Source organism: Mesorhizobium sp. WSM3224 (assembly GCF_000427725.1).
Classification (GTDB): Bacteria; Pseudomonadota; Alphaproteobacteria; order Rhizobiales; family Rhizobiaceae; genus Mesorhizobium.
The window spans coordinates 1-20715 of record NZ_ATYO01000003.1; the positions used below are offsets into that span (position 1 = coordinate 1).

Annotated in this window: 20 protein-coding genes; 3 read left to right on the top strand and 17 right to left on the bottom strand. The window is 64.7% G+C overall.

Going from position 1 to position 20715, the window contains the following annotated elements; translation table 11 throughout:
- Positions 1-410 precede the first annotated feature (410 nt).
- A complete protein-coding gene (locus YU3_RS0106675; protein WP_027165518.1) occupies positions 411-818 on the bottom strand; it encodes a 4-oxalocrotonate tautomerase family protein in 408 nt (135 codons plus the stop codon).
- 112 nt (positions 819-930) lie between these two features.
- On the opposite strand from YU3_RS0106675, the gene YU3_RS0106680 reads away from it, so the two are divergent.
- Positions 931-1785, top strand: coding sequence for a LysR substrate-binding domain-containing protein (locus tag YU3_RS0106680; protein ID WP_027165519.1), 855 nt, complete (start codon positions 931-933; stop codon positions 1783-1785).
- 144 nt (positions 1786-1929) lie between these two features.
- On the opposite strand, the gene YU3_RS0106685 is transcribed toward YU3_RS0106680, so the two are convergent.
- From YU3_RS0106685 to YU3_RS0106695, 3 genes are all read right to left on the bottom strand, one after another.
- Positions 1930-2838: a DMT family transporter gene (locus tag YU3_RS0106685; protein WP_245273460.1), complete on the bottom strand. Its 909-nt coding sequence runs from the start codon at positions 2836-2838 to the stop codon at positions 1930-1932.
- Between the two features lie 49 nt (positions 2839-2887).
- On the bottom strand, positions 2888-3781 hold the full coding sequence (locus YU3_RS0106690; RefSeq protein WP_027165521.1) for a DMT family transporter: 894 nt from the start codon (positions 3779-3781) through the stop codon (positions 2888-2890).
- Between the two features lie 139 nt (positions 3782-3920).
- Positions 3921-5417: a peptidase S10 gene (locus tag YU3_RS0106695; protein ID WP_027165522.1), complete on the bottom strand. Its 1497-nt coding sequence runs from the start codon at positions 5415-5417 to the stop codon at positions 3921-3923.
- 355 nt (positions 5418-5772) lie between these two features.
- On the opposite strand from YU3_RS0106695, the gene YU3_RS0106700 reads away from it, so the two are divergent.
- Positions 5773-6279, top strand: coding sequence for an OsmC family protein (locus tag YU3_RS0106700; RefSeq protein WP_027165523.1), 507 nt, complete (start codon positions 5773-5775; stop codon positions 6277-6279).
- A 112-nt stretch (positions 6280-6391) separates the two neighbouring features.
- On the opposite strand, the gene YU3_RS0106705 is transcribed toward YU3_RS0106700, so the two are convergent.
- The 13 genes from YU3_RS0106705 to rpsF all read right to left on the bottom strand — a co-directional run bounded on the left by YU3_RS0106705 (position 6392) and on the right by rpsF (position 18568).
- The gene (locus tag YU3_RS0106705; RefSeq protein WP_027165524.1) at positions 6392-6616 is read right to left on the bottom strand and encodes a hypothetical protein; all 225 of its coding nucleotides are present in this window, start codon (positions 6614-6616) and stop codon (positions 6392-6394) included.
- Between the two features lie 138 nt (positions 6617-6754).
- Positions 6755-7396 carry a hypothetical protein gene (locus tag YU3_RS0106710; protein WP_027165525.1) on the bottom strand — a complete coding sequence of 214 codons (642 nt, stop codon included), beginning with the start codon at positions 7394-7396 and terminating at the stop codon, positions 6755-6757.
- 88 nt (positions 7397-7484) lie between these two features.
- On the bottom strand, positions 7485-8228 hold the full coding sequence (locus YU3_RS0106715) for an SDR family NAD(P)-dependent oxidoreductase (RefSeq protein ID WP_027165526.1): 744 nt from the start codon (positions 8226-8228) through the stop codon (positions 7485-7487).
- A gap of 54 nt (positions 8229-8282) precedes the next feature.
- Positions 8283-9764, bottom strand: coding sequence for an amidophosphoribosyltransferase (gene purF / locus YU3_RS0106720; RefSeq protein ID WP_027165527.1), 1482 nt, complete (start codon positions 9762-9764; stop codon positions 8283-8285).
- Between the two features lie 112 nt (positions 9765-9876).
- A complete protein-coding gene (locus YU3_RS0106725; RefSeq protein ID WP_027165528.1) occupies positions 9877-10563 on the bottom strand; it encodes a CvpA family protein in 687 nt (228 codons plus the stop codon).
- 46 nt (positions 10564-10609) lie between these two features.
- Positions 10610-12013 (bottom strand): DNA repair protein RadA, encoded by a 1404-nt coding sequence (radA, locus tag YU3_RS0106730; protein WP_027165529.1) that lies wholly within the window; start codon positions 12011-12013, stop codon positions 10610-10612.
- Positions 12014-12244: 231 nt separating this feature from the next.
- Positions 12245-13735: a replicative DNA helicase gene (locus YU3_RS0106735; protein ID WP_027165530.1), complete on the bottom strand. Its 1491-nt coding sequence runs from the start codon at positions 13733-13735 to the stop codon at positions 12245-12247.
- A 325-nt stretch (positions 13736-14060) separates the two neighbouring features.
- Entirely contained in the window at positions 14061-15026 is a 966-nt protein-coding gene (locus tag YU3_RS0106740; protein ID WP_027165531.1) for a small ribosomal subunit Rsm22 family protein, read from the bottom strand.
- Positions 15027-15097: 71 nt separating this feature from the next.
- Positions 15098-15418: a YnfA family protein gene (locus YU3_RS0106745; RefSeq protein WP_027165532.1), complete on the bottom strand. Its 321-nt coding sequence runs from the start codon at positions 15416-15418 to the stop codon at positions 15098-15100.
- A 68-nt stretch (positions 15419-15486) separates the two neighbouring features.
- A complete protein-coding gene (locus YU3_RS0106750; RefSeq protein WP_027165533.1) occupies positions 15487-16782 on the bottom strand; it encodes a cyclopropane-fatty-acyl-phospholipid synthase family protein in 1296 nt (431 codons plus the stop codon).
- Positions 16783-17012: 230 nt separating this feature from the next.
- On the bottom strand, positions 17013-17600 hold the full coding sequence (gene rplI / locus YU3_RS0106755) for a 50S ribosomal protein L9 (RefSeq protein ID WP_027165534.1): 588 nt from the start codon (positions 17598-17600) through the stop codon (positions 17013-17015).
- A 225-nt stretch (positions 17601-17825) separates the two neighbouring features.
- Complete coding sequence (gene rpsR, locus YU3_RS0106760) at positions 17826-18074, bottom strand: 30S ribosomal protein S18 (RefSeq protein WP_006203718.1); 249 nt, start codon at positions 18072-18074, stop codon at positions 17826-17828.
- The gene (gene rpsF / locus YU3_RS0106765) at positions 18074-18568 is read right to left on the bottom strand and encodes a 30S ribosomal protein S6 (protein ID WP_027165535.1); all 495 of its coding nucleotides are present in this window, start codon (positions 18566-18568) and stop codon (positions 18074-18076) included. The genes rpsR and rpsF overlap by 1 nt, the downstream gene beginning before the upstream one ends.
- Positions 18569-19028: 460 nt before the next feature.
- Between rpsF and YU3_RS0106770 the strand changes: the two genes are divergently transcribed.
- A complete protein-coding gene (locus YU3_RS0106770; RefSeq protein WP_027165536.1) occupies positions 19029-20657 on the top strand; it encodes a pilus assembly protein in 1629 nt (542 codons plus the stop codon).
- The last annotated feature ends 58 nt before the right edge of the window (positions 20658-20715 follow it).

The window sequence follows — 20715 nt, forward strand, 5'->3', positions numbered from 1 at the left end:
CGCCCCGCTCGGCTCGACATGGGCATCGAGCCATTCTTTCGAAACGTCCACTCCACAGATGGTCTTGTTCACGGTAACCTGCCTTGTGCGTACGATTGGAGCCAAGCGACTATTCGGTCGTGCGTGACGAAGGCGAAGATCCCAGGCTCATCCACGGTTGTGGCCGCAGGGGTGTCGGGCGACTTCGCCAAGCCTCGAATCGGATGGCCATCCGGTTCGAGGCTCAGTCGCTTTCCTTGCACAAATCTCTGTCCGTGCAGATACAAGGGGTGCGTGACGGAGTGCTGCTTGAAAAGTTAAATGCTTTGAAGCACTTACATCTCCAGCGTGGCGATCCGTCCAACACCCCTCATCCGTCCGAGCTTCGCTCGGCCACCTTCTCCCACAAGGTGAGAAGGGGAAGACTGCGCCTACGCCACCTTCAATCTGCCGCTGATGAACCGGAATTCCTGGCTCTTGCCGCCGAAACCGTAGGCCGCGGCCGGCACCTCGTGCACCAAGGCGTAGCTTTCCTCATGCACGCCGTTGAGCACCCGGCCGAAAGCCTCGAAGATTGCCTTGAGATAGGCCTCCAACTCGAGCTTGGTGTTGGTGCCGTCGACGACCTTGATATCGAGCCAGAACGTGCTCGTGCCGTGTTCGGCCAGCGGCTTGCCGCCGGCGAACCAGTGCTGCGGATCGATGTAATTGACCGCGACCGCGGTGATCGTCGGATCCTTGCGCAAATGGGTGGCGGTGATCTCGGTGACCTCTTTGGCAATCGCGGCGGACCGCTTGGGGTCCGGCTTGCCGGTAACGCTGACATTGATGATAGGCATTTTTCTCTCCTTCGGGTTGGGCGCCACGCGCCTTCGATGGGAGGAACATGCCACTGTCCTTGCATCAATAAAATCGAATTGTTTTTGACAAACGATTCGATATTATCGAAGTATGGAAGCGCTCGATCCCGATCTCCTGAAAACTTTCCTCGCCTTCGTCGACGGCGGCTCGCTCGCAAAGGCTGCATCCACTGTCGGCCGCACGCCATCGGCGGTGACCGCGCAGATGCAGCGGCTGGAGGAGGTCGTCGGCGAACCGTTGCTCACGCCGCAGGGCAGGGGACGCGGGCTGACGCCCGCCGGCGAGGATCTTGTCGGCCATGCTCGGCGCATCCTTGCCGTCCACACCGAAGCCTGGCTGGCGCTGAAAGGCGCGCGCGCCGGCGGGCGCATCGCCATCGGCACGACGCAGGATTTTGCCGACCGCGGCCTGCCGGACCTGTTGCGCGCCTTCGCTGCCAGCCATCCGCGCGTGCGGATCGAGCTGCGCGTCGGCCGCTCCCAGGAACTCGGGTCAGCCTTGCAGGCAGGCCAGCTCGATCTCGCAATCCTCATGCGCCATGCGCCATCGCCCGATGAGGTGGCGCTTATCAGCGAGCCGATGCTGTGGCTCTGCTCTGACAAAGGCTTGGCGACGCGGCAGGAGATGGTGCCGCTGGCGCTGCTCGACCCCTATTGCGGCTTCAGGGATGCCGCGCTCAACGCGCTCGACGCCGCCGGCCGCCGCTACCGCATCGCCGCCGGCAGCGCCAGCCTTGCCGGCCTGCGCACCGCGGTCAATGCCGGCATCGCGCTGACGCCGCGCACCTGGCGTTTCGCCCATTCCGGTATTGTGGAGGCGTCGGCCGATCTCGATCTCCCGCCGCTGCCAGCGGCCGACTTCGTCATCCGGCTCGGCCGCGAGGCGGCTCGTCCGGCGCGGGATCTGGCGGAACTCCTGGGCAGCGGCCTTGCCTTGCCGTCCTGACCGGCGAGGCTAAGAAAAAGCCGACCTTTTTGCGGGTCGGCTTCTAGTCGGACGGGTCGAGGGGTTTGGGGGGACTTGGGGGGTGACCCGTCGATCCAACAATGCCTCACGCGAATGATGGTTCCGTGACTCGGCAAAATAATTTTACAAGCGCGCCGATTTCGCTTTCAGCCAGTCGCGACCGGCATGGGCAAAAACCGCGCAAAGCACGATGGCGCCGCCGATGACGCTGGCCATCGGCGGGACTTCGCCGAGGAACATAAGGGCGAAAAGGATGGCGAACGGCACCTCGGCCGAGCCGAGCAGGCCGGCTTCCGCCGACGGGATGAGCCGCGAGCCTTCCGTCCACAGGATCGAGGCCAGCGCGAAGGAGCAGCCGAAGGTGGCAAGCAGCACCACGTCGCGGGTCGAGACGGCCAGCGGATCGGTGACGAACCAGCCGAGCACGAAAAGCAGGAAGGCCGACACCGCGCTGGCCCAGACGACAGGTGAATCGCGAAAGGCCCGCACGATGATCATGTAGAGCGCGCTGCCGGCGGTCATCAGCAGCGCCAGCCCGTCACCGAACAGATGGCCGTTGCCGAGGCCGGCGCCCACCATGATGGCGACGCCGCAAAGCGATACGGCAGCCGCGACCATCGTCTGCAGCCGGAATTTTTCCCGCACCAAAAGGAAGGCAAGCAACGCCGCGATGAACGGCGAGGTCGCGTAGATGACCGCGACATTGGCGACATAGGTGAATTTGAAGGCCGAGATGAAGGCGATACTGGCGGCGGCGCCCTCGACCGCAAGCAGCCAGCCGCGCCAGCCGAGCCGCAGGCCTTCGCGCCCGCCCGAACGGCGCCGGCGCCGCAGCACATAGAAGCTGATCAGGATCGAGCCGAAGAAGCCGCGCCAGCAGGTGATGGTCAGCGGATTGGCGTGGATCGACTTGGTCAGCACGCCGGTGAGCGCGAAGGCGATGGCCGAAGCCGACACCAGGATGATGCCGAGCGTGCGCTCGGCCGCCACGTCGGCCGGAGCCGACGCGAGTTTTTCCGGCATGTCGAGCATATCCGTCATGGCGTCAGCCTACCCGGTTGCTGCTGACAGCCTTCTGTCATCAGGGCTGCTCCCGTTTGCGGAAATGCTCATTGCCGACGATCAGCAGGCCGGCGCCGATGATCAGCGCCGCGCCCATGAACACTTCCATGCGCGGCAGGTCTCCCCAGATGGCGTAGCCCAGCGCGAAGGCCCACACCAGCGAGGTGTATTCGAACGGCGCGACGATGGACACCGGCGCGCGCTTCATGCCTTCGAACAGCATGTATTGCGCCACGCCGCCGAGCCCGCCGACGCTGAGGAGCAAAAGGAGTTGCGGCCCGTCGGGCATGCGCCACCAGATCAGCGCCGGTACGGCCGAAAAGAGCAGGAAGTAGAAATTGTTGAGCACGAGCTGGATCATGGTGCGCTCCTGCATGGCGGTCTTGCGCAGGAGCACCACGGCGATCCCCCAAAGGACGGCGGCGGCCAGCACCAGCACCACCGGCAGCGACAGGCCGAGCCGCGCCGGATCGCAGGCGATGAAGACGCCGACGAAGCCGATGAACACGGCGAGCCAGCGCAGCAGCGGCACCGTCTCGCCCAGGATCAGCACCGACAGCACGGTGACGATGATGGGCGCGGCGTAATAGATGGTGGTGAGCTCGGCGAGCTGCAGCGAGCGCGCGGCGTTGTAGTAGCAAAGCCAGGCCGCCAGCGTGAAGGCGCTGCGCACCAGCATCGGCTTGACGATCGCAGAGTCTATCGTGTCGGCAAACAGCCGCTTGCCGCCGATCGCGCCGCAGGCGACGAGCACGGTGATCGAGCGGACGAACATGATCTGCCAGACCGTCATGCCGGCGACCAGAAGCTTGATCGAGGCATCCTGCGCTGAAAACAGGAAATAGGCGGCGGCCGTGAACAGGATGCCGGCCAGCACCCTTTCGCGGCTTTCGAGGACGACGACATCGGCCATGCGGTATCGATTTGCCAGCTTGGAAGCGGCTCCACCCCATCGAGGCGCCTCCCGCTGCTATACGGGCGAAAACAAGCGCCGCGCTGCTCCAGCGCGGCGCTTGCGTTGGCGCAGGGCTGCCGCTTCGGCTGGTTGGGGCCTACTGTGTCGCCTGGTAAAGCTCGGATGCCGCGTCCTTCAGCGCCCGCCGGCCGTCCGGCCGCAAATACATCATGTGGCCGCCCTCGACGACGTCGAGCCGGATCGGCTTGGCGTCGGCCAGCGAGGGTACCTGGTTCACCAGATAACGCGAGCCGAGATAGGGTGTGACGAGGTCGGTATAGCCGTTGACGATGACGACGCCGAGGCCGGGATTGAGCGAGCGCGCCCGCTGCAGGTCGTTCATCACACCGGTATAGCCCTGGCCCGAATTGCCGTAGTCCCAATTGCGGCTGATCTCGCCATTGAGCAGCCGGTAGCTGACATCGGTGCGGTAGTTCAATTCGTCGCGGGCATAGGCGACGAAGGCGGAGGTGAGCACCGGAACGCTGCGGTCGAGCACCGGATCGGGGCCGGCGTCACGCGCGCTTTGCGGCGCGATGTCGGAGGTGCCGATCGTCGCGTCATAGGGGCTGAGCACCTTGCCGGTGGCGCGTTGGAATTCCTTGGCGAAAAGGCCGGTGGGGATGCGGGCGAAATTGCGTTGGACGAGCTCAAGCGGCAGGCCGGTGATCTCCGAAACACGCCCGCTGGCGAGCTTGCCGCCTTGCTCAAGTCCGCTGTTCAGTGCCGTCAGGTAGTCACCGAGCGCATAATGCTCGACCTCGGCCAGCCTGTCGCGCAGCGCGTCGCCCGTCACGCCGTCGCCCTTCAGCCGCGTCGCCGCGAGCGAAGGCAGCTCCAGCGCCCAGTGCAACTGGTCGAACTGATCGGGGCGCACCAGCATGAACTCCAGCGCCGGCGAGATCAGCACGATGCCGCTGGGGCTCAGGCCGACATCCTCCTGCAGCGTGCGGGCAAGCAGCGCGGCGCGAAAGCCGCCATAGCTTTCGCCGGCGAGATAGAGCGGCGATCCTGTGCGGCCGTTCTGCGCCAGATAGAGCCGGATGAAGGCACCGACCGAGCTGGCGTCGGCGTCGACGCTCCAGAATTCCTTCGGCTCATGCCCCGGCGCCTCGCGGCTGTAGCCGGTACCGACCGGATCGACGAAGACGAGATCGCTCATGTCGAGCCAGCTGTCGGGATTGTCGATGAGCTTTTGCGGCGGCCGCAGGAACTCACCGTCGGCGGCGGTCTCGACGATGCGCGGCCCGATCGCGCCAAGATGCAGATAAGCCGACGCCGCGCCCGGCCCGCCGTTGAAGACGAAGGTGATCGGCCGATCCTTCGCCGGGGCGGGCGACTGTTGTGTGTAGGCGACATAAAAAATTTCGGCCGTGACCTCGCCCTTGCCGGACAAGAGCGACAGCGTGCCGGCCTTGGCCTGGTAATCCAGCTTGCGGCCGGCGAGCGTGATCGAATGCTCGGTCACCTGCGGCGGCGGCAACAGCGACAGCACACCGCCTTCGGGCGCCGGGCGTTCGGGGGGCGCGGCGAAGGCGGGCTGAGCGAAGGCGGCAAGCGCCAGGATGGCGAGGGGAATGAGCTTGGATCGCATGAGGGCTCCGCGGGAATGACACCCGCAAGGTATGGCCTGGGTGAGTGAAGTCAAAGGGGCGGGGCGCAAAAGCTGCTAATCTCCCCCCTTGCGGGGGAGATGCCCGGCAGGGCAGAGGGGGGTGTGACGGAACTCGACTCCGGTGATGTTTCTTTCTGCCGGCTTTCGCGCAGGAAACTGTCACGAGGATGGCGGGACAGCACCCCCCTCTGTCCTGCCGGACATCTTCCCCGCAAGGGGGGAGATCAGCCGTATGTCCGCCTTCGCCAATCTCCGAACTGGACGAACATCCGGGATTTCCCAGGCGTCCTTATCCAGTGCTATCAACCACCAAGAATTGTCGAAAGGAAAGACCATGGACGCGACCGCACTCAAGGCCATGCAGGCGCCACTGAAGGATGCTTATCGCGACGATGCCGCGCGAGCGCTGATCACGCTCAAGGCGCGCGGCACGCTCGACGATCAGTCGATCGCCTGCAAGGTGGAGACGGGCAGGGCACTTGCCGTTGCCGGGCTTCATCCGGCCACCGGCGGCTCGGGGCTGGAGCTTTGCTCGGGTGATATGCTGCTCGAAGCGCTGGTCGCTTGCGCCGGCGTGACGCTGAAAGCGGTGGCGACGGCGCTGGAGTTCAAGCTGGGCAACGCCACCGTCGAGGCAGAGGGCGACCTCGATTTTCGCGGCACGCTCGGCGTCGCCAGGGACGCGCCGGTCGGCTTCCGCGAGATCAGGCTCAAATTCGACCTCGACACCGACGAGCCGCAAGAACGCATCGATTCTCTCTTGAAGCTTACCGAGCGCTACTGCGTGGTGTTTCAGACGATCAACAACAAGCCGGCGTTGTCGGTGTCAGCGCATCGCTAGAGCAATTCCAGGAAAAGTGTGAAACGCTTGTTCCGTCCGGAATTGCGTAAGAACAAGGAGATAGAACGGTTTGCCGTTTCCGTGAAACGGTAAACCGCTCTAGGGCGAGGCGCTACTGCGCCGACGGCGTCTCGGCGTCCCCTTCATCGGTAAATGGCGAGGCGCTCGGCACGCACTGCACGGCCCAGCCCTGCGGTGTCGGCTGCTTCTGGTATTCGGTGACGGCGTTGGTGCACTGTTCGCGGGTGTCGAAGGTGCTGGGCAACACCACCATGCCGCCCTGCGGGCCGGCGATCACCAGATACCAGACCAACGCTACGCTGGGTGTAGCAGCCATGGGGGAATTCCTCGCTTTGCTCAAATGTCAGAGTCGAAGCGATCCTAGCAACTCCCCGCCGATGGCGAAAGCAGGGCGGCGGCACACGCTTTCGCCGCCCTGTTCACAGACCCGTGAATAGAGTGATCGGGACCGCGCTCACTCGGCCGCGAAGCAGTAGAACAGGCCGTCGCCGCCGGTCCCCTTGAGCGCCTCCTGGCCGCAGCCGCCGCGCGAGGCATGCGAGGAATTCCACGACTTCGCCGCCGCCGAATCATCGAGCCCGGTACGATCGTGGTGCCCCATCATGGCAGCGCCTTCGGTGCCGCTCATCGTCCAGTCGCCGCAGGTCTGCTCGGTGATCCTGGTGCCGTCGGGCTTGGAGCCGGTCAGCATGTCGTGACGGTTCGGCGTGTCGCCACGGCCGTTTATCGTCTCGCCCTTTTCGGTCAGCGCCGTCTGCTTGGTTATGCCGTTGGCGTCGCTGTGCAGCGAGGCGACATCGTCGGCGATCTTCTCGCCCTTGGCGTTGAACCAGGGGCCCTTGCCGATGCGGTTGCGCGCATCTTCGGCGCTGGAGGAAAGATAGGCATGCCAGGTCTTGCCGTTGACGCCGGCCGCTTCAGCCAGCGAGGCGCAATGCGCGTCGGCGCCCTTCAGCCCACCGAGATCGGCGCCCTTGCCTGAGCCGGCACTGGTGACGAAGAAGCTCATCTTTGCGTCTTGCGAGAACGCGGCGCCCGCTGTGGCGGCAAGAGCGACGGCTGTCGCGATGGCGGCAACGAGAAGAAGTCTGCGCATATCGGTCCTCCAGTTTCGAATGTCCTACATTCGAAGAACGTAGCCGAAGGCCTATTTCATCCGTTTCGAACTCAAGTTTGTTCGAAGCTTATTCCGGCTGCCGGTAGGCAACGAAGCGGTTGTGCTTGGCCTGGAAGATCAGCCCGGTTTCCTTCAGCTCCGGGCTGGCCAAAGCCACGATGCGCCTGGCGATCTCGGACGGATGCGGCAGCGTCTCCGGATCTTCGCCGGGCATGGCCTGCGCGCGCATCGCGGTGCGGGTGGCGCCAGGATCGGCGGCGTTGACCCTCAGCGACAGGGTCTCGGTCTCATGCGCCCAGGAGCGCATCATCGTCTCCACTGCAGCCTTCGAGGCCGCATAAGGCGCCCAGAAGGCGCGTGCCGAATGAGCGGAGTTGGCGGACATGATGATGGCGCGGCCAGCGTCTGAAAGCCTGAGCAGCGGGTCGACCGAACGGATCAGCCGCCAGGTCGAGGTGACGTTGATGGTCATCACCTTTTCGAAGGTCTTTGCCTCGACATGGCCGATCGGCGAGATGACGCCGAGCACGGCGGCATTGGCGACCAGGATATCGAGCTTGCCCCAGCGCTCATGGATGGCGCCGCCCAGCCGGTCGATGCCGGCCATGTCGGAAAGATCGAGCGGCACCAGCGTCGCCTGTCCGCGGCCATCGGCCTTGATCTGGTCGTCAAGCTCTTCCAGTCCGCCGACGGTGCGCGCCACCGCGACAACATGCGCGCCGGCCGCCGCCAGCTCCCTGGCGATGAAATAGCCGATGCCGCGCGAGGCGCCGGTAACGACCGCCACGCGGCCGGAAAGGTCGAGGGTCATGCGAAAGCTTCCATAAGGCGGGCGCGAGACACTTGGCGAAGGCAGTCCGGCGCCTTAAGCCCCGCTGTTCGCCAGCAGCGACAGCGTGCGCACGTTGTCGTGGCCTTCGAAGTCGAGCAGGCGGGTGGGGTATTGTCCGGTGAAGCAGGCATCGCAGAATTGCGGCTGCTCATTGTCGCGCCCGGCCTCGCCGACGGCGCGGTAGAGCCCGTCGATCGACAGGAAGCCGAGCGAATCGACGCGGATGAACTCGGCCATCTCCTCGACCGACATGCGCGAGGCAAGCAGCTTCGACTTCTCCGGCGTGTCGACGCCGTAGAAGCACGACGCGCTGGTCGGCGGCGAGGCGATGCGCATATGCACTTCCTTCGCGCCGGCGTCGCGCACCATCTGCACGATTTTCTGGCTGGTGGTGCCGCGCACGATGGAATCGTCGACCAGCACCACGCGCTTGCCTTCGATCATGCGACGGTTGGCGTTGTGCTTGAGCTTGACGCCCATGTGGCGGATGGAATCGCCCGGCTGGATGAAGGTGCGGCCGACATAGTGGTTGCGGATGATGCCGAGCTCGAAGGGAATGCCCGCGGCCTGGCTGAAGCCGATCGCGGCCGGCGTGCCGGAATCCGGCACCGGCACCACGATGTCGGCCTCGACCGGGTTTTCTTGCGCCAGTTCGGCGCCGATGCGCTTGCGCACCTCGTAGACGTTGCGGCCCTCGACGGAGGAATCCGGCCGCGCGAAATAGACATATTCGAAGATGCAGAAACGGGTCTTCTGCGGCTCGAACGGGAACAGGCTCTCGATGCCTTTGGAGGTGACGACCACCATCTCGCCGGGCTTGATGTCGCGCACGAAACGGGCGCCGATGATGTCGAGCGCGCAGGTCTCGGAGGCGAGGATCCAGGCGCCGTCGAGGTCGCCCAGCACCAGCGGCCGGATACCAAGCGGGTCGCGGCAGCCGATCATCTTCTTGGCCGTCATCGCCACCAGCGAGAAGGCGCCCTCGACCTGGCGCACGGCATCGATGAAGCGCGAATTGAGATCGCGTTCCTTGCTGGTGGCGACCAGATGCAGAAGCGTCTCGGTGTCGGAGGTGGAGGAGAAGATCGCCCCCTGCTTCTGCAGCGCGCGCTGCACCGTCATGGCATTGGTGAGATTGCCGTTGTGGGCGACAGCGAAGCCGCCTTCGCCGAGTTCGGCGAAGAAGGGCTGGACGTTGCGCAGGCCGGAGCCCCCCGTGGTGGCGTAACGGGTGTGGCCGATGGCGCGGTTTCCTTGCAGGCTGTCGATGACACGCTGCTTGGTGAAGGTGTCGCCGATCAGGCCGATATGGCGCTCGACATGGAACTGGATGCCGTCATAGGACACGATGCCGGCCGCTTCCTGGCCGCGATGCTGCAGGGCGTGCAGGCCGAGCGTGACGATGGCCGCTGCGTCCTGCCGGCCGAAAATGCCGAACACGCCGCATTCGTCGTGGAAATGGTCGTCGGCCTCGGCGGAAAGCACGTCGTCTGCGTCTGCCTTCGAGTCTGCCATGGGGGCTCAAGCTCCGCTAAAATCGCCATATAAGGCGATCGCTCGTCGAAAGCAACGCACGCCGTTCGGCATTCACGTCAACCTCAGGTCGGCGAACCCGGCCGGCCTGCAATCAGTTTGCCGGCGCTGGCGCCGGGGCGGGAGCGGGAGCCGGGGCAGGCGCCGGAGCCGGCTCGTTGTCGGCCGGGGCGTCGCCCTCGCTGTCGTCAGGCGCCGGCGCGGTGTCGTCGCCTGCCGGCGGCTCGGCCGTCGGCTGGTCGGTCGTCGCCGGCTCGCCTGCCGGCGGCGTGCCCTTATGCGTGTATTTGTTGACCAGTTCCTCGGTGTTTTCCGGCAGCACGCTCTCCAGCTTGGCGCCGATCGTCTCGAGCAACGGCCGCGACTTGGCGTTGGCGATCCAGGCAGGCGCCTTGGCGCCGGCCAGCCAGTTGAAGAACAGCAGCGCCACCGCGACCACCAGGATGCCGCGCGCCGCGCCATAGAGGAAGCCGAGGGTGCGATCGAGCGCGCCGATGCGCGAATCGATGATCCAGTCGGCGAGCTTCATGGTGATGACGGAGACGACGATCAGCGCGATCAGGAAGACGACGCCGGCGGAAGCCGCCATCGCGATCTTGTCGTTGTCGACATAGGGCTGAACATAGGGCAGGACCGGCTTGTAGAAGAAGAACGCCGCCGCCGCCGCTGCCGCCCAGGAAACCACCGACAGCACTTCGCGGGAAAAGCCGCGCACCATGGCAAGCATTGCTGAGACCAGGGTGAAGCCGACCAGGATTCCGTCAAGCAGCGTAATCGGCATGTCTTTGGCCCCACTCCGATCTCTGTTCACGGCCCGACGGGCCGTATCACTCCCCCTCGTCGGCGCGGCTGCGCCGTGAGCCGGCTATGCGCGCCACAAGGTCGGCAAGCTCGGTGGGCTGGAATGCGCCAGCCCCGATCCCCCCGGCAACTTCCTCGCTGCCAAGCGGCAGCACCGCGCTTCCAAAACCCAGCTTTTCGGCTTCCTTGAGACGCTGCTGCGCATGCGCAACCGGCCTCACCGCGCCCGATAGGCTGATTTCGCCGAAATAGACGCAATCGGCGGGAAGGGCAAGACCGGTGAGCGAGGAAACAAGTGCCGCGGCGACCGCGAGATCGGCCGCCGGCTCCGAGATCCGGTAGCCGCCGGCGACATTGAGATAGACGTCTTGCTGGCCGAAGCGCACGCCGCAATGCGCCTCGAGCACCGCGAGCACCATCGACAGCCGCGCGCCGTCCCAGCCGACCACGGCACGGCGCGGCGTGCCGAGCGAGGAGGGCGCGACCAGCGCCTGGATCTCGACCAGCACCGGCCTTGTGCCTTCCATGCCGGCGAAAACCGCGGCGCCCGGCGATTTCGCGTGCCGTTCGCCGAGGAACAATTCCGACGGATTGGCAACCTCGCGCAGGCCCTTGTCCGACATTTCGAACACGCCGATCTCGTCGGTCGGGCCAAAACGGTTCTTCACCGTGCGCAGGATGCGGAAGTGGTGGTTGCCTTCGCCCTCGAAATAGAGCACGGCATCGACCATATGCTCGACGACCCGTGGTCCGGCGATCTGGCCTTCCTTGGTGACATGGCCGACCAGCACGATCGCGGCACCTGTGGATTTCGCGTATCGGATCATCGCCTGGGCGGCCGCGCGCACCTGGGTGACGGTGCCCGGCGCCGAATCGGCAAGATCGGTCCACAGCGTCTGGATGGAATCGAGGATCACGAGATCGGGCCGTTTGCCGTCGGCGATTGTCGCCAGGATGTCCTCGACATTGGTCTCTGCGGCAAGCTCCACCGGTGTGTTCGCAACGCCCAGGCGCTGCGCCCTGAGCCTGATCTGCGCGACCGCTTCCTCGCCGGAGACATAGACGATGCGATGGCCCTTCGAGGCGAGCGCGGCCGCGGCCTGCGTCAGCAGCGTCGACTTGCCGATGCCGGGATCGCCGCCGACCAGCAGCGCCGAGCCGCGCACGAAGCCGCCGCCTGTGGCGCGGTCGAGCTCGCCGATGCCAGACACGATGCGCGGCGCGTCCTCGATGTCACCCGACAGGCTTGTGAGCACCACGGCGCGGCCCTTGCGGGCGTTGCGGGTATTGGCCGGCCCCGAGCCGATGCCGCCGGACGTGCCTTCCTCGACGAGCGTGTTCCACTCGCCGCAGGCATCGCATTTGCCGGCCCAGCGCTGATGCACCGAGCCGCAATTCTGGCAGATGAACTGAACGCGCGATTTGGCCATTAGGGGCGGCCTGCGACAAACATTGCTGGATAGGTCGGCGGGCCAGCCCCCCCCTCTGTCCTGCCGGACATCTCCCCCTCAGGGGGGGAGATCAGCAGCTTTGGCGACGGCGCCCATCTTGCAACGTCTGCGATTGGCGAAAGCCGACGCGATATCCAATCTCCCCCCTTGAGGGGGAGATGTCCGGCAGGACAGAGAGGGGGGCGAAGGAATGAGGCCTTTCTCAAGAGCTCACTCAAATCTTTCCGGCAGATGATGCTCTTCCGCCAGATCCGAGAACCGTGTGAACTCGCCGTGGAAGGCGAGGCTGACCGAGCCGGTCGGTCCGTGGCGCTGCTTGGCCACGATGCACTCGGCCTTGCCGCGCGCCTCGTTCATTTCGTTTTCCCATTTGATGTATTCGTCGGTGCCGAGCTTCGGCTCGCGGTTCTTGAGGTAATATTCCTCGCGATAGACGAACAGCACCACGTCGGCGTCCTGCTCGATGGAGCCCGATTCACGCAAGTCCGAGAGCTGCGGGCGCTTGTCGTCGCGGCTTTCGACCTGACGCGACAGCTGCGACAGCGCGATGATCGGCACGCCGAGCTCCTTGGCCAAAGCCTTGAGCCCCGTGGTGATCTCGGTGATTTCCTGGACGCGGTTCTGCGAGGCCTTGGCGCTCGACCCCTGCATCAGCTGGATATAGTCGATGACGATGAGGTCGAGGCCGCGCTGGCGCTTCAGCCGCCGCGCCCGGGCGGAGAGCTGCGCGATCGAGATGCCGCCGGTCTGGTCGATGAACAGCGGGATTTTCTGCATTGTTTGCGAGCAGGCCACCAGCTTCTCGAAATCGATCTCGGTGATCTCGCCGCGGCGGATCTTCGAGGACGAGATTTCGGTCTGCTCGGAGATGATGCGGGTGGCAAGCTGCTCAGACGACATTTCCAGCGAAAAGAAGCCGACGACGCCGCCATTGGCGGCTTTGAACGAACCGTCGGCCTGCTGGGCCGGCACGTAAGCTTCGGCGATGTTGAAGGCGATGTTGGTGGCCAGGGAGGTCTTGCCCATGCCAGGGCGTCCGGCAAGCACGATCAGGTCGGAAGGCTGCAGGCCGCCCATGCGGCGGTCGAGGTCGCGCAGGCCGGTGGCGATGCCCGACAGACCGCCGTCGCGCATAAAGGCGGCATTGGCCATGTCGACGGCGGTCTTGACCGCGTCGTTGAAGCTTTCGAAGCCGCCGTCGTAGCGGCCGGTTTCGGCGAGTTCGAACAGGCGCCGTTCGGCATCCTCGATCTGGTCGGACGGCGACATGTCGACCGGCGCGTCATAGGCGATGTTGACCATGTCCTCGCCGACGGTGATCAGCGCGCGGCGCGTGGCGAGGTCATAGATCGCGCGTCCATAGTCGGTGGCGTTGACGACGGTCACCGCCTCGACCGCCAGCCGCACGACATACTGCGCCACCGTCATGTCGCCGACCTTCTCGTCGGCCGGTAGGAAGGTCTTCAGCGTGATCGGCGTCGCGATCTTGCCCATGCGGATGAGCTCGGCCGCAACCTCGAAGATCCGGCGGTGCAGCGGCTCGTAGAAATGCCCCGGCTTCAAAAAATCCGAGACGCGGTAGAAGGCGTCGTTGTTGACGAGGATGGCGCCGAGCAGCGCCTGCTCCGCCTCGATGTTGTTCGGTGCCTCGCGATAAAGCGGCGTTTCCGCCGCCCCGAATTTTAGTGCCGCCTCTGCCATGATATCCCCGATTCCGAACCCGCTTCCTCGATATCAGAACGAGACGATTGGGTGCTGACCTTTCTGCAACAGTGGGTCTCGAACCGGCCTTGATGCTCGCGATTCACAGGCAAAATTTTTTCGTGGAAAGAATCGCAGTTGACTCGAATCGAAGACGGGAAGTTAGCGTTTCTCGAACGAGAACAAAACAGGAAAATGCAATGGCGGTTCCACACTTGATTGCTGCGCGTCCGCTTCGCCCGTGGATGACGACGTTCGGACGCTTCGGCTAGTCTCCAAAGCAAGCGAGCTGCCGCTGCACCGACGACACGGTAGGGTTCATGGCCTATCCCAGCGTATCGCCCCAGTCCGCCCGCCGCGCCGCCTTGAAGACATCGCCGTCGCGCTTGCTGAACAGGCGCTCGCCGGCGCCGCCGCCCGGCTGGCAGAGCTTCAGCACCACTTTGCCGGAGCCGCCTTTCGGCGGCGCGATCACCCGTGCCGGGCGCGCCGGTGCCGGCTGCCGCGAGGCGGCGAGGTAGATGAACTTCTCGTCCTCCCACGGCACCTCGGCCTCCTTGACCAGGCGATGCAGGCGCGAGCGGGCGACGCGGCGCGCGAAATGGCACCAGTCGGGCGGCGTGAGCGGGCAGGGCACCTCGTGCGGGCAGGGCGCCAGCACATGCGCTCCCGCTCCGATCAGTTGTCGCCGCGCGGCAAGGATGCGCTGCCAGCCGGCGGGCGTGCCGGGCTCGACGATGAGCAGCGTGTCGGCCGTGAGCCGCCAGAGGTGGTCGATGAGCTTCGGCAGCGAGGCAGGCACGATCTCGTCCAGCACATAGGCGGCGCTGACCAGCTCGGCGGTCTCAATGCCGTCGAGATCGATCGTCGCGTCGCCGGCGATCCAGTCGGCGCGGGCCGCGATAGCGCCTTCGGCAAGCGACTGCCCGGCCTTGCGCACGGCAGCGCTTGCCTCGACCAGAACCGCCCGTTCGAGTTCGGGCCAGGCGTCCGTCGTTGCCCAAAGCATGGTGCCAGGCCCGGCGCCGATGTCGAGCAGGCTCGCCGGCCGGAAATCGGGCCGGGCCCCGGCCAGGGCTTCGAGGCTGGCGCGCACGGCGGCATAGGTGGCGGGCAGCCTCGTCGCCAGATAGGCCTTGACCGCCATCTCCTCGCCCATATGCAGGCGGCCGTCGCGCAGCTCGGCGCGGTAGCGCTCCGAGAGCGTCTTCGCGGCCTGTTTCAGCGCCGCAACCGGCACCTTCTCCAAGAGGCTGTCGACGCCTTGCCGCAATTGGGCGGGGAGTTCCATCGGTCAGGCTCCCTTGGAGTCGAAGAGATAGGGCATGATGTCGTCCGAAAACCGCTTCACACTTTTCGCCATCATGCTCTGGGCGCAAGCAGGATGACGGAGGCGCCGGCGACGCAGAGCGCCGCCCCCGCCAGATCCCAGCGGTCGGGGCGCACGCTCTCGACCAGCCACAGCCAGCCGAGCGAGGCGGCAATGTAGATGCCGCCATAGGCGGCATAGGCGCGGCCCGCCGCATTGGTGTCGACCAGCGACAGCAGGAAGGCGAACAGCGCCAGCGAGACGAGACCGGGAAGAAGCCAGAGCGGCGACTTCTCCAGCCGCCACCACGCCCAGAACGAGAAGCAGCCGGCGATCTCGGCGAGGGCCGCTGCGATGTAAACGAAGTAGGTCATGAAAAAGGTCTCGCGAACGAGACCTTTTTCGTGGCGTCAGGCCGTAATGGCAAGCGGCAAATAGGCGACTACTCCACCTTCTTGCGGCGCGCCGGCTTGGCCGGCTTGACGGGGGCCGGCGCCGCCGGCTCCAGGTGGCCGATATCGCGCAGCTCCAGCGCTTTCTCGCATTTGGCTATGTAGTCGCGCGTCATCGGCAGCGTGTCGTTCTGCTTGGCGATCTGGAACTGGAAGATCACCAGGTCCTGCCAGCGGAAGGCGGCCTCGGAGGCGGCGAGATAGAACTCCCACATCCTGCAGAAGCGCTCGTCATAGATCGCCTTCGCCTTGTCGCGGTTGACGGCGAAGCGCTCGCCCCAATGCTTGAGCGTCTCGGCATAGTGCAGCCGCAGGATTTCGACGTCGGTGACGACGAGACCGGACTTCTCGATCGCCGGCATCACCTCCGACATCGCCGGGATGTAGCCGCCCGGGAAAATGTATTTGCGGACGAAGGCGCTGGTCGCCCAAGGCACGCCGGAACGGCCGATCGTGTGCAGCAACATGACGCCGTCCGGCTTCAGCAGCGTTGCGGCCTTGTCGAAGAAAGTGCGGTAGTGGTTGACGCCGACATGCTCGAACATGCCGACCGAGACGATGCGGTCGAAGCGTTCGTTCAGCGCGCGATAGTCCTTGAGCTCGAAATGCACGCGATCCTGCAAGCCTTGCGCATGCGCGCGGTCGGTTGCGACGCCATGCTGTTCGGTGGAGAGCGTGACGCCCTGCACATCGACGTCGAAGGCCTTGGCGAGATAGAGGCCGAGGCCACCCCAGCCGGAGCCGATGTCGAGCACCGTCTGCCCTGCCTTGAGCCGGAGCTTGGCGGCGATATGGCGTTTCTTGGCGGCCTGCGCTTCGTCCAGCGTCATGTCCGGCTGTTCGAAATAGGCGCAGGAATACTGCATGTCCTCGTCGAGGAAGAGCTTATAGAGCTCGCCGGACAGGTCGTAGTGGCGCTCGACGTTGCGGCGCGAGCGCGCGGCGGTGTTGATCTGCTGCAGCCGGCGGAAGGCGTGGCGCAGGCCCTCGATCGCCTTCGACCAGGCCACGTCGATGCCGCTCGAGCCCATGTTCTGGAACGCAATGCGCATCAGCCCGAGAACGCCGCCCTCGAGCACGTCCAGCTCGCCGTCCATATAGGCTTCGGGCACCGCCAGCATCGGGTCGAAGGTGATGGCACGCTCGGCATGCATGGTCTTGATGTGGATATGCACCGGCTCGCCGCTGCCGTCGCCGAACTTGTGCGTCACGCCTTTCGGGCCGGTGACTTTGAGGTCGCCGGTCCGCACTAGGCGTTCGAGAACGTGTTTCAACAGGATATTCATGACCAAATGTCCCCTCAGTCGGACCACCCGGTGACCGGACTGGAATGCCAGATCGAAAGTGCCGTGGCGCATCGCCCGCGTCCAATCGACGCGCCACGCTGTAATGTGCACAAGATATAGGGTGTCGAAAAGTTCCTTTTGGCATAAAAAAGCCCGGGTCTGAGACCCGGGCGTTAGTCCAGTACTGATTGAACATCGAAGCGGCTGGTGCGCCGCCTCGGTTTTGCCGATCAGGCGTTCTCTTCGCCGCCACCCTCGAACTCGGCGTTCGGGTCGAAGAAATTCTCCGGCCGGGCGTTGTCGTTGATGTCGTCGCCATAGATGGCCTCGGCGGTGGTCAGCATCTCGCCCTTGGCCTGGCGCTCCGCCTCGTCGGCCGAACGGGCGACGTTGAGCGTCACCGTGACCTCGACTTCCGGATGCAGCGCGATCGCCACATTGGTAAGGCCGATGGTCTTGATCGGCTGGTTGAGCTCGACCTGGTTGCGGTTGACGGTGAAGCCTTCGGCGGTCAGCAGGTCGGCGATGTCGCGGGTCGACACCGAGCCGTAAAGCTGGCCGGTCTCGCCGGCCGAGCGCACCACGATGAAGCTCTTGCCGTCGAGCTTCTCGGCGATCTGCGCGGCTTCCGACTTACGCTCGAGGTTGCGGGCTTCGAGCTGGGCGCGCTGGCCTTCGAACTTCTTCTTGTTGCCTTCGTTGGCGCGCAGCGCCTTGCCCTGCGGCAAAAGGAAATTGCGGGCGAACCCGTCCTTGACCTTGACGGTTTCGCCCATCTGGCCGAGGCGGGAAATGCGCTCGAGGAGAATGACTTCCATGGTTTCGTTCCTTTGGTTTGACGCCATCCGGGATGGCGTCGGATTCTTTGGAACAGGTCAGGAAGCTAAAGGGCGTCGCCGCCGGTGTCGCTGTCCTGCCTGTCTGGGCAGTTAGAGGCAATTGGCCCCAACTCGGGATTTGACTTCAAACCGTCACGGCGCCCGTCGCCGTGAGGTGGAAGCGGGCGGCGAGCCGCCCGCTTGATCATGGTCGAACTAAAGGCCTTAGCGGACCACGTAGGGCAGCAGGCCGAGGAAGCGAGCGCGCTTGATCGCCTTGGCGAGCTCGCGCTGCTTCTTCTGGCTGACGGCGGTGATGCGCGAGGGCACGATCTTGCCGCGCTCGGAAATATAGCGCTGCAAGAGGCGTACGTCCTTGTAGTCGATCTTCGGCGCGTTGGCGCCGGAGAACGGGCAGGTCTTGCGGCGGCGGTGGAACGGGCGCCGGGTCGGGATCTGGTTGATGTCGACCATTATTCTGCACCCCCTTCAACGCCTTCGCGCGGACGGCGCGGGCCACGGTCGCCGCCTTCGCGGTCGCCGAACGAACGCGGACCACGGTCGCCGCGGTCGCGGTCACCGAAGGAACGCGGGCCACGATCGCCACGGTCGCGGTCGCCGAAGCCGCCGCGCTCGGAGCGCTCTTCGCGCTTCTGCATCATTGCCGAAGCGCCTTCCTCATGCGCCTCGACCTTGATGGTGAGGAAACGCAGCACGTCTTCCGACAGGCCCATCTGGCGCTCCATTTCGTTGAGCGCGGCCGGCGGGCAGGTGATGTCCATCAGCGTGTAATATGCCTTCCGGTTCTTCTTGACCCGGTAGGTGAGGGACTTCAGTCCCCAGTTCTCGATCCGGCCGACCGATCCGCCATTCGCTGTGATGACGCCCTTGTACTGTTCGACAAGCGCGTCAACCTGCTGCTGCGACAGGTCCTGCCGGGCAAGAAACACATGTTCGTAAAGAGCCATTATGTTTAAGTGCCTTTCTTCGTTTCTCTGTACCGGCCCTCGCGGCTAAGCCTCTGCAACTTGTCTGACCCGGTCATCGAGGAACGGGGAAGAAAGGAGCATCGCGAGACGGTCGAGAGCGGAGACACGGGAGGCTAGAAGCGCTTCTGCTTCGTGTCGCGGTTTTGAAAGCCACGGCCCTCCGTTCAGCCCCCAGCAAGGACCGGCAGATTGCGGGCGTCTATATAGCAAATCTCCCGGAAGGCAAGGCCGGGAAGGCGCCGGCGTGACCACAGAGTGTCGCAGCCATCAGAAAAACGCCAACGCCAGCAGATATCTGAATTTATCGATTTTCTGGTAATCCGGCTTTAACCACCACATAAGGTTGTACCGGGTTGTAACCACCCGTTTATCATGAAAGGCGCATGAGAGGCACGCGGGCCGCATCGCGGCGGAAGATTGGCAATTCCGGGGGTAGGAAATGCTTCTCAGGCAGTTTTGGCGCTCTCGAAGCGGCAATTTCTCGTTGATGCTGGCGATGGGCGTGCCCGCCATGCTGGGCGCGGTGGCGTTTGCCACCGACGTCTCGACCCTGATGCGGGCAAAAAGCAATCTGCAGAACGCGCTGGACGCCGCGAATCTCGCCTCCTCGCATCTCGGCGATGCCGAGACGACGCGCGCCGACGCCTTCAACAGCTATTTCCAGGCCAACGTCGCCAGCCATGGCGAACTCTCAAACGCCAAGGCCACGCTCACCGTCGACAGAGGCGTCAACTTCGTCAAGACGAAGGCCGCCGCCTCGGCGGACGTCAATCTCAACTTCGCCTTCCTGTTTGGCGCCGAAAAGCATATCAGCGTCGACGCTTCGGCGGTCGAATCCAACAACCAGCTTGAAGTGGTGCTGGTGCTCGACAACACGGGTTCGATGGCCGGCGCGCGCATCACCGCGCTCCGGGCGGCGACCAAGTCGCTGCTCGACCACCTCGAAGCGGTCAAGTCGCCGACGCGTCAGGTGCGCGCCGCGCTTGTGCCCTTCGTCACCGCCGTCAATGTCAACGGCCCTAAATTCGACCCGTCCTGGATCGACATGGACGGCAAATCGCCCAACAACGGCATCAATTTCCCGATTGTCGACGGCAAGCGGCCGAACCACATGGCGCTGTTCAGGCAACTCGGCCAGAAGGGCGGATGGAACAATACGGGCTGGAAGGGCTGCGTGGAGGCGCGGCCCGGCGCCTTGAACATCGCCGACGCGGCGCCGGACCCGTCGAAGCCCGATACGCTGTTCGTGCCCTATTTCGCACCGGATGACCCTGACGTCGCCAAGAAGCCGTCGGCCTCCTACGGCAATTCGTCGACCGGCTACAACAATTCCTATCTCGACGACACGATCGACAACAGCAAGCTCAACCAGAACATTCTGGGGATCGACCTCAGCGGCCTTGTTACCGGCCTTGTCAACACGCTGCTCGGCGCCGATCTGAAAATCATCGGAAAATATGTCGCCTCGACCACCAAGCTGATCACCGAGGCCGGCAATCCGATCACCATAGGGCCGAACCGGTCCTGCCCGACCCCGATTGTGCCGCTGTCCAACGATTTCGACCAGTTGCGCACCGCCGCCGCCAAGATGAGCGAATGGAACGGCTCCGGCACCAACGTGTCGGAGGGGCTGGCCTGGGGCATGCGGGTGCTTTCGCCGCAGCCGCCCTATACCGACGCTACCCCATATAGGACGCGCGGCGTCACCAAGGTGGTGATGCTGTTGACCGACGGCGAGAACGTCGTCTACGGCGCCAGCAACACGCCGCAGAAATCGGACTACACATCCTATGGCTATCTCGGCAGCGGCCGTTTCGGCTCGAGCAACCAGGCGGCGGCCGCGCGCAATGTCGACGGCTGGACCAGGGATGTCTGCACCCAGCTGAAAAACCAGGGCGTCCAAATCTACACCATGGTGCTGCAGGCCGACACGGCGGCCAACCGCTCGCTCTACAGCGCCTGCGCTTCCGACCCGAGCGACTACTACGCCGTCGAGGATCCGGCCAAGCTGCCCAACGTCTTCCAGACGATCGCCAACAAGTTCTCCAGGCTGCAGCTCACCAACTGACGAGAATTGGCGCGGCAGACTGCCTCGTGTGCTCGCGAACAGGATCCTAGCGGCATGT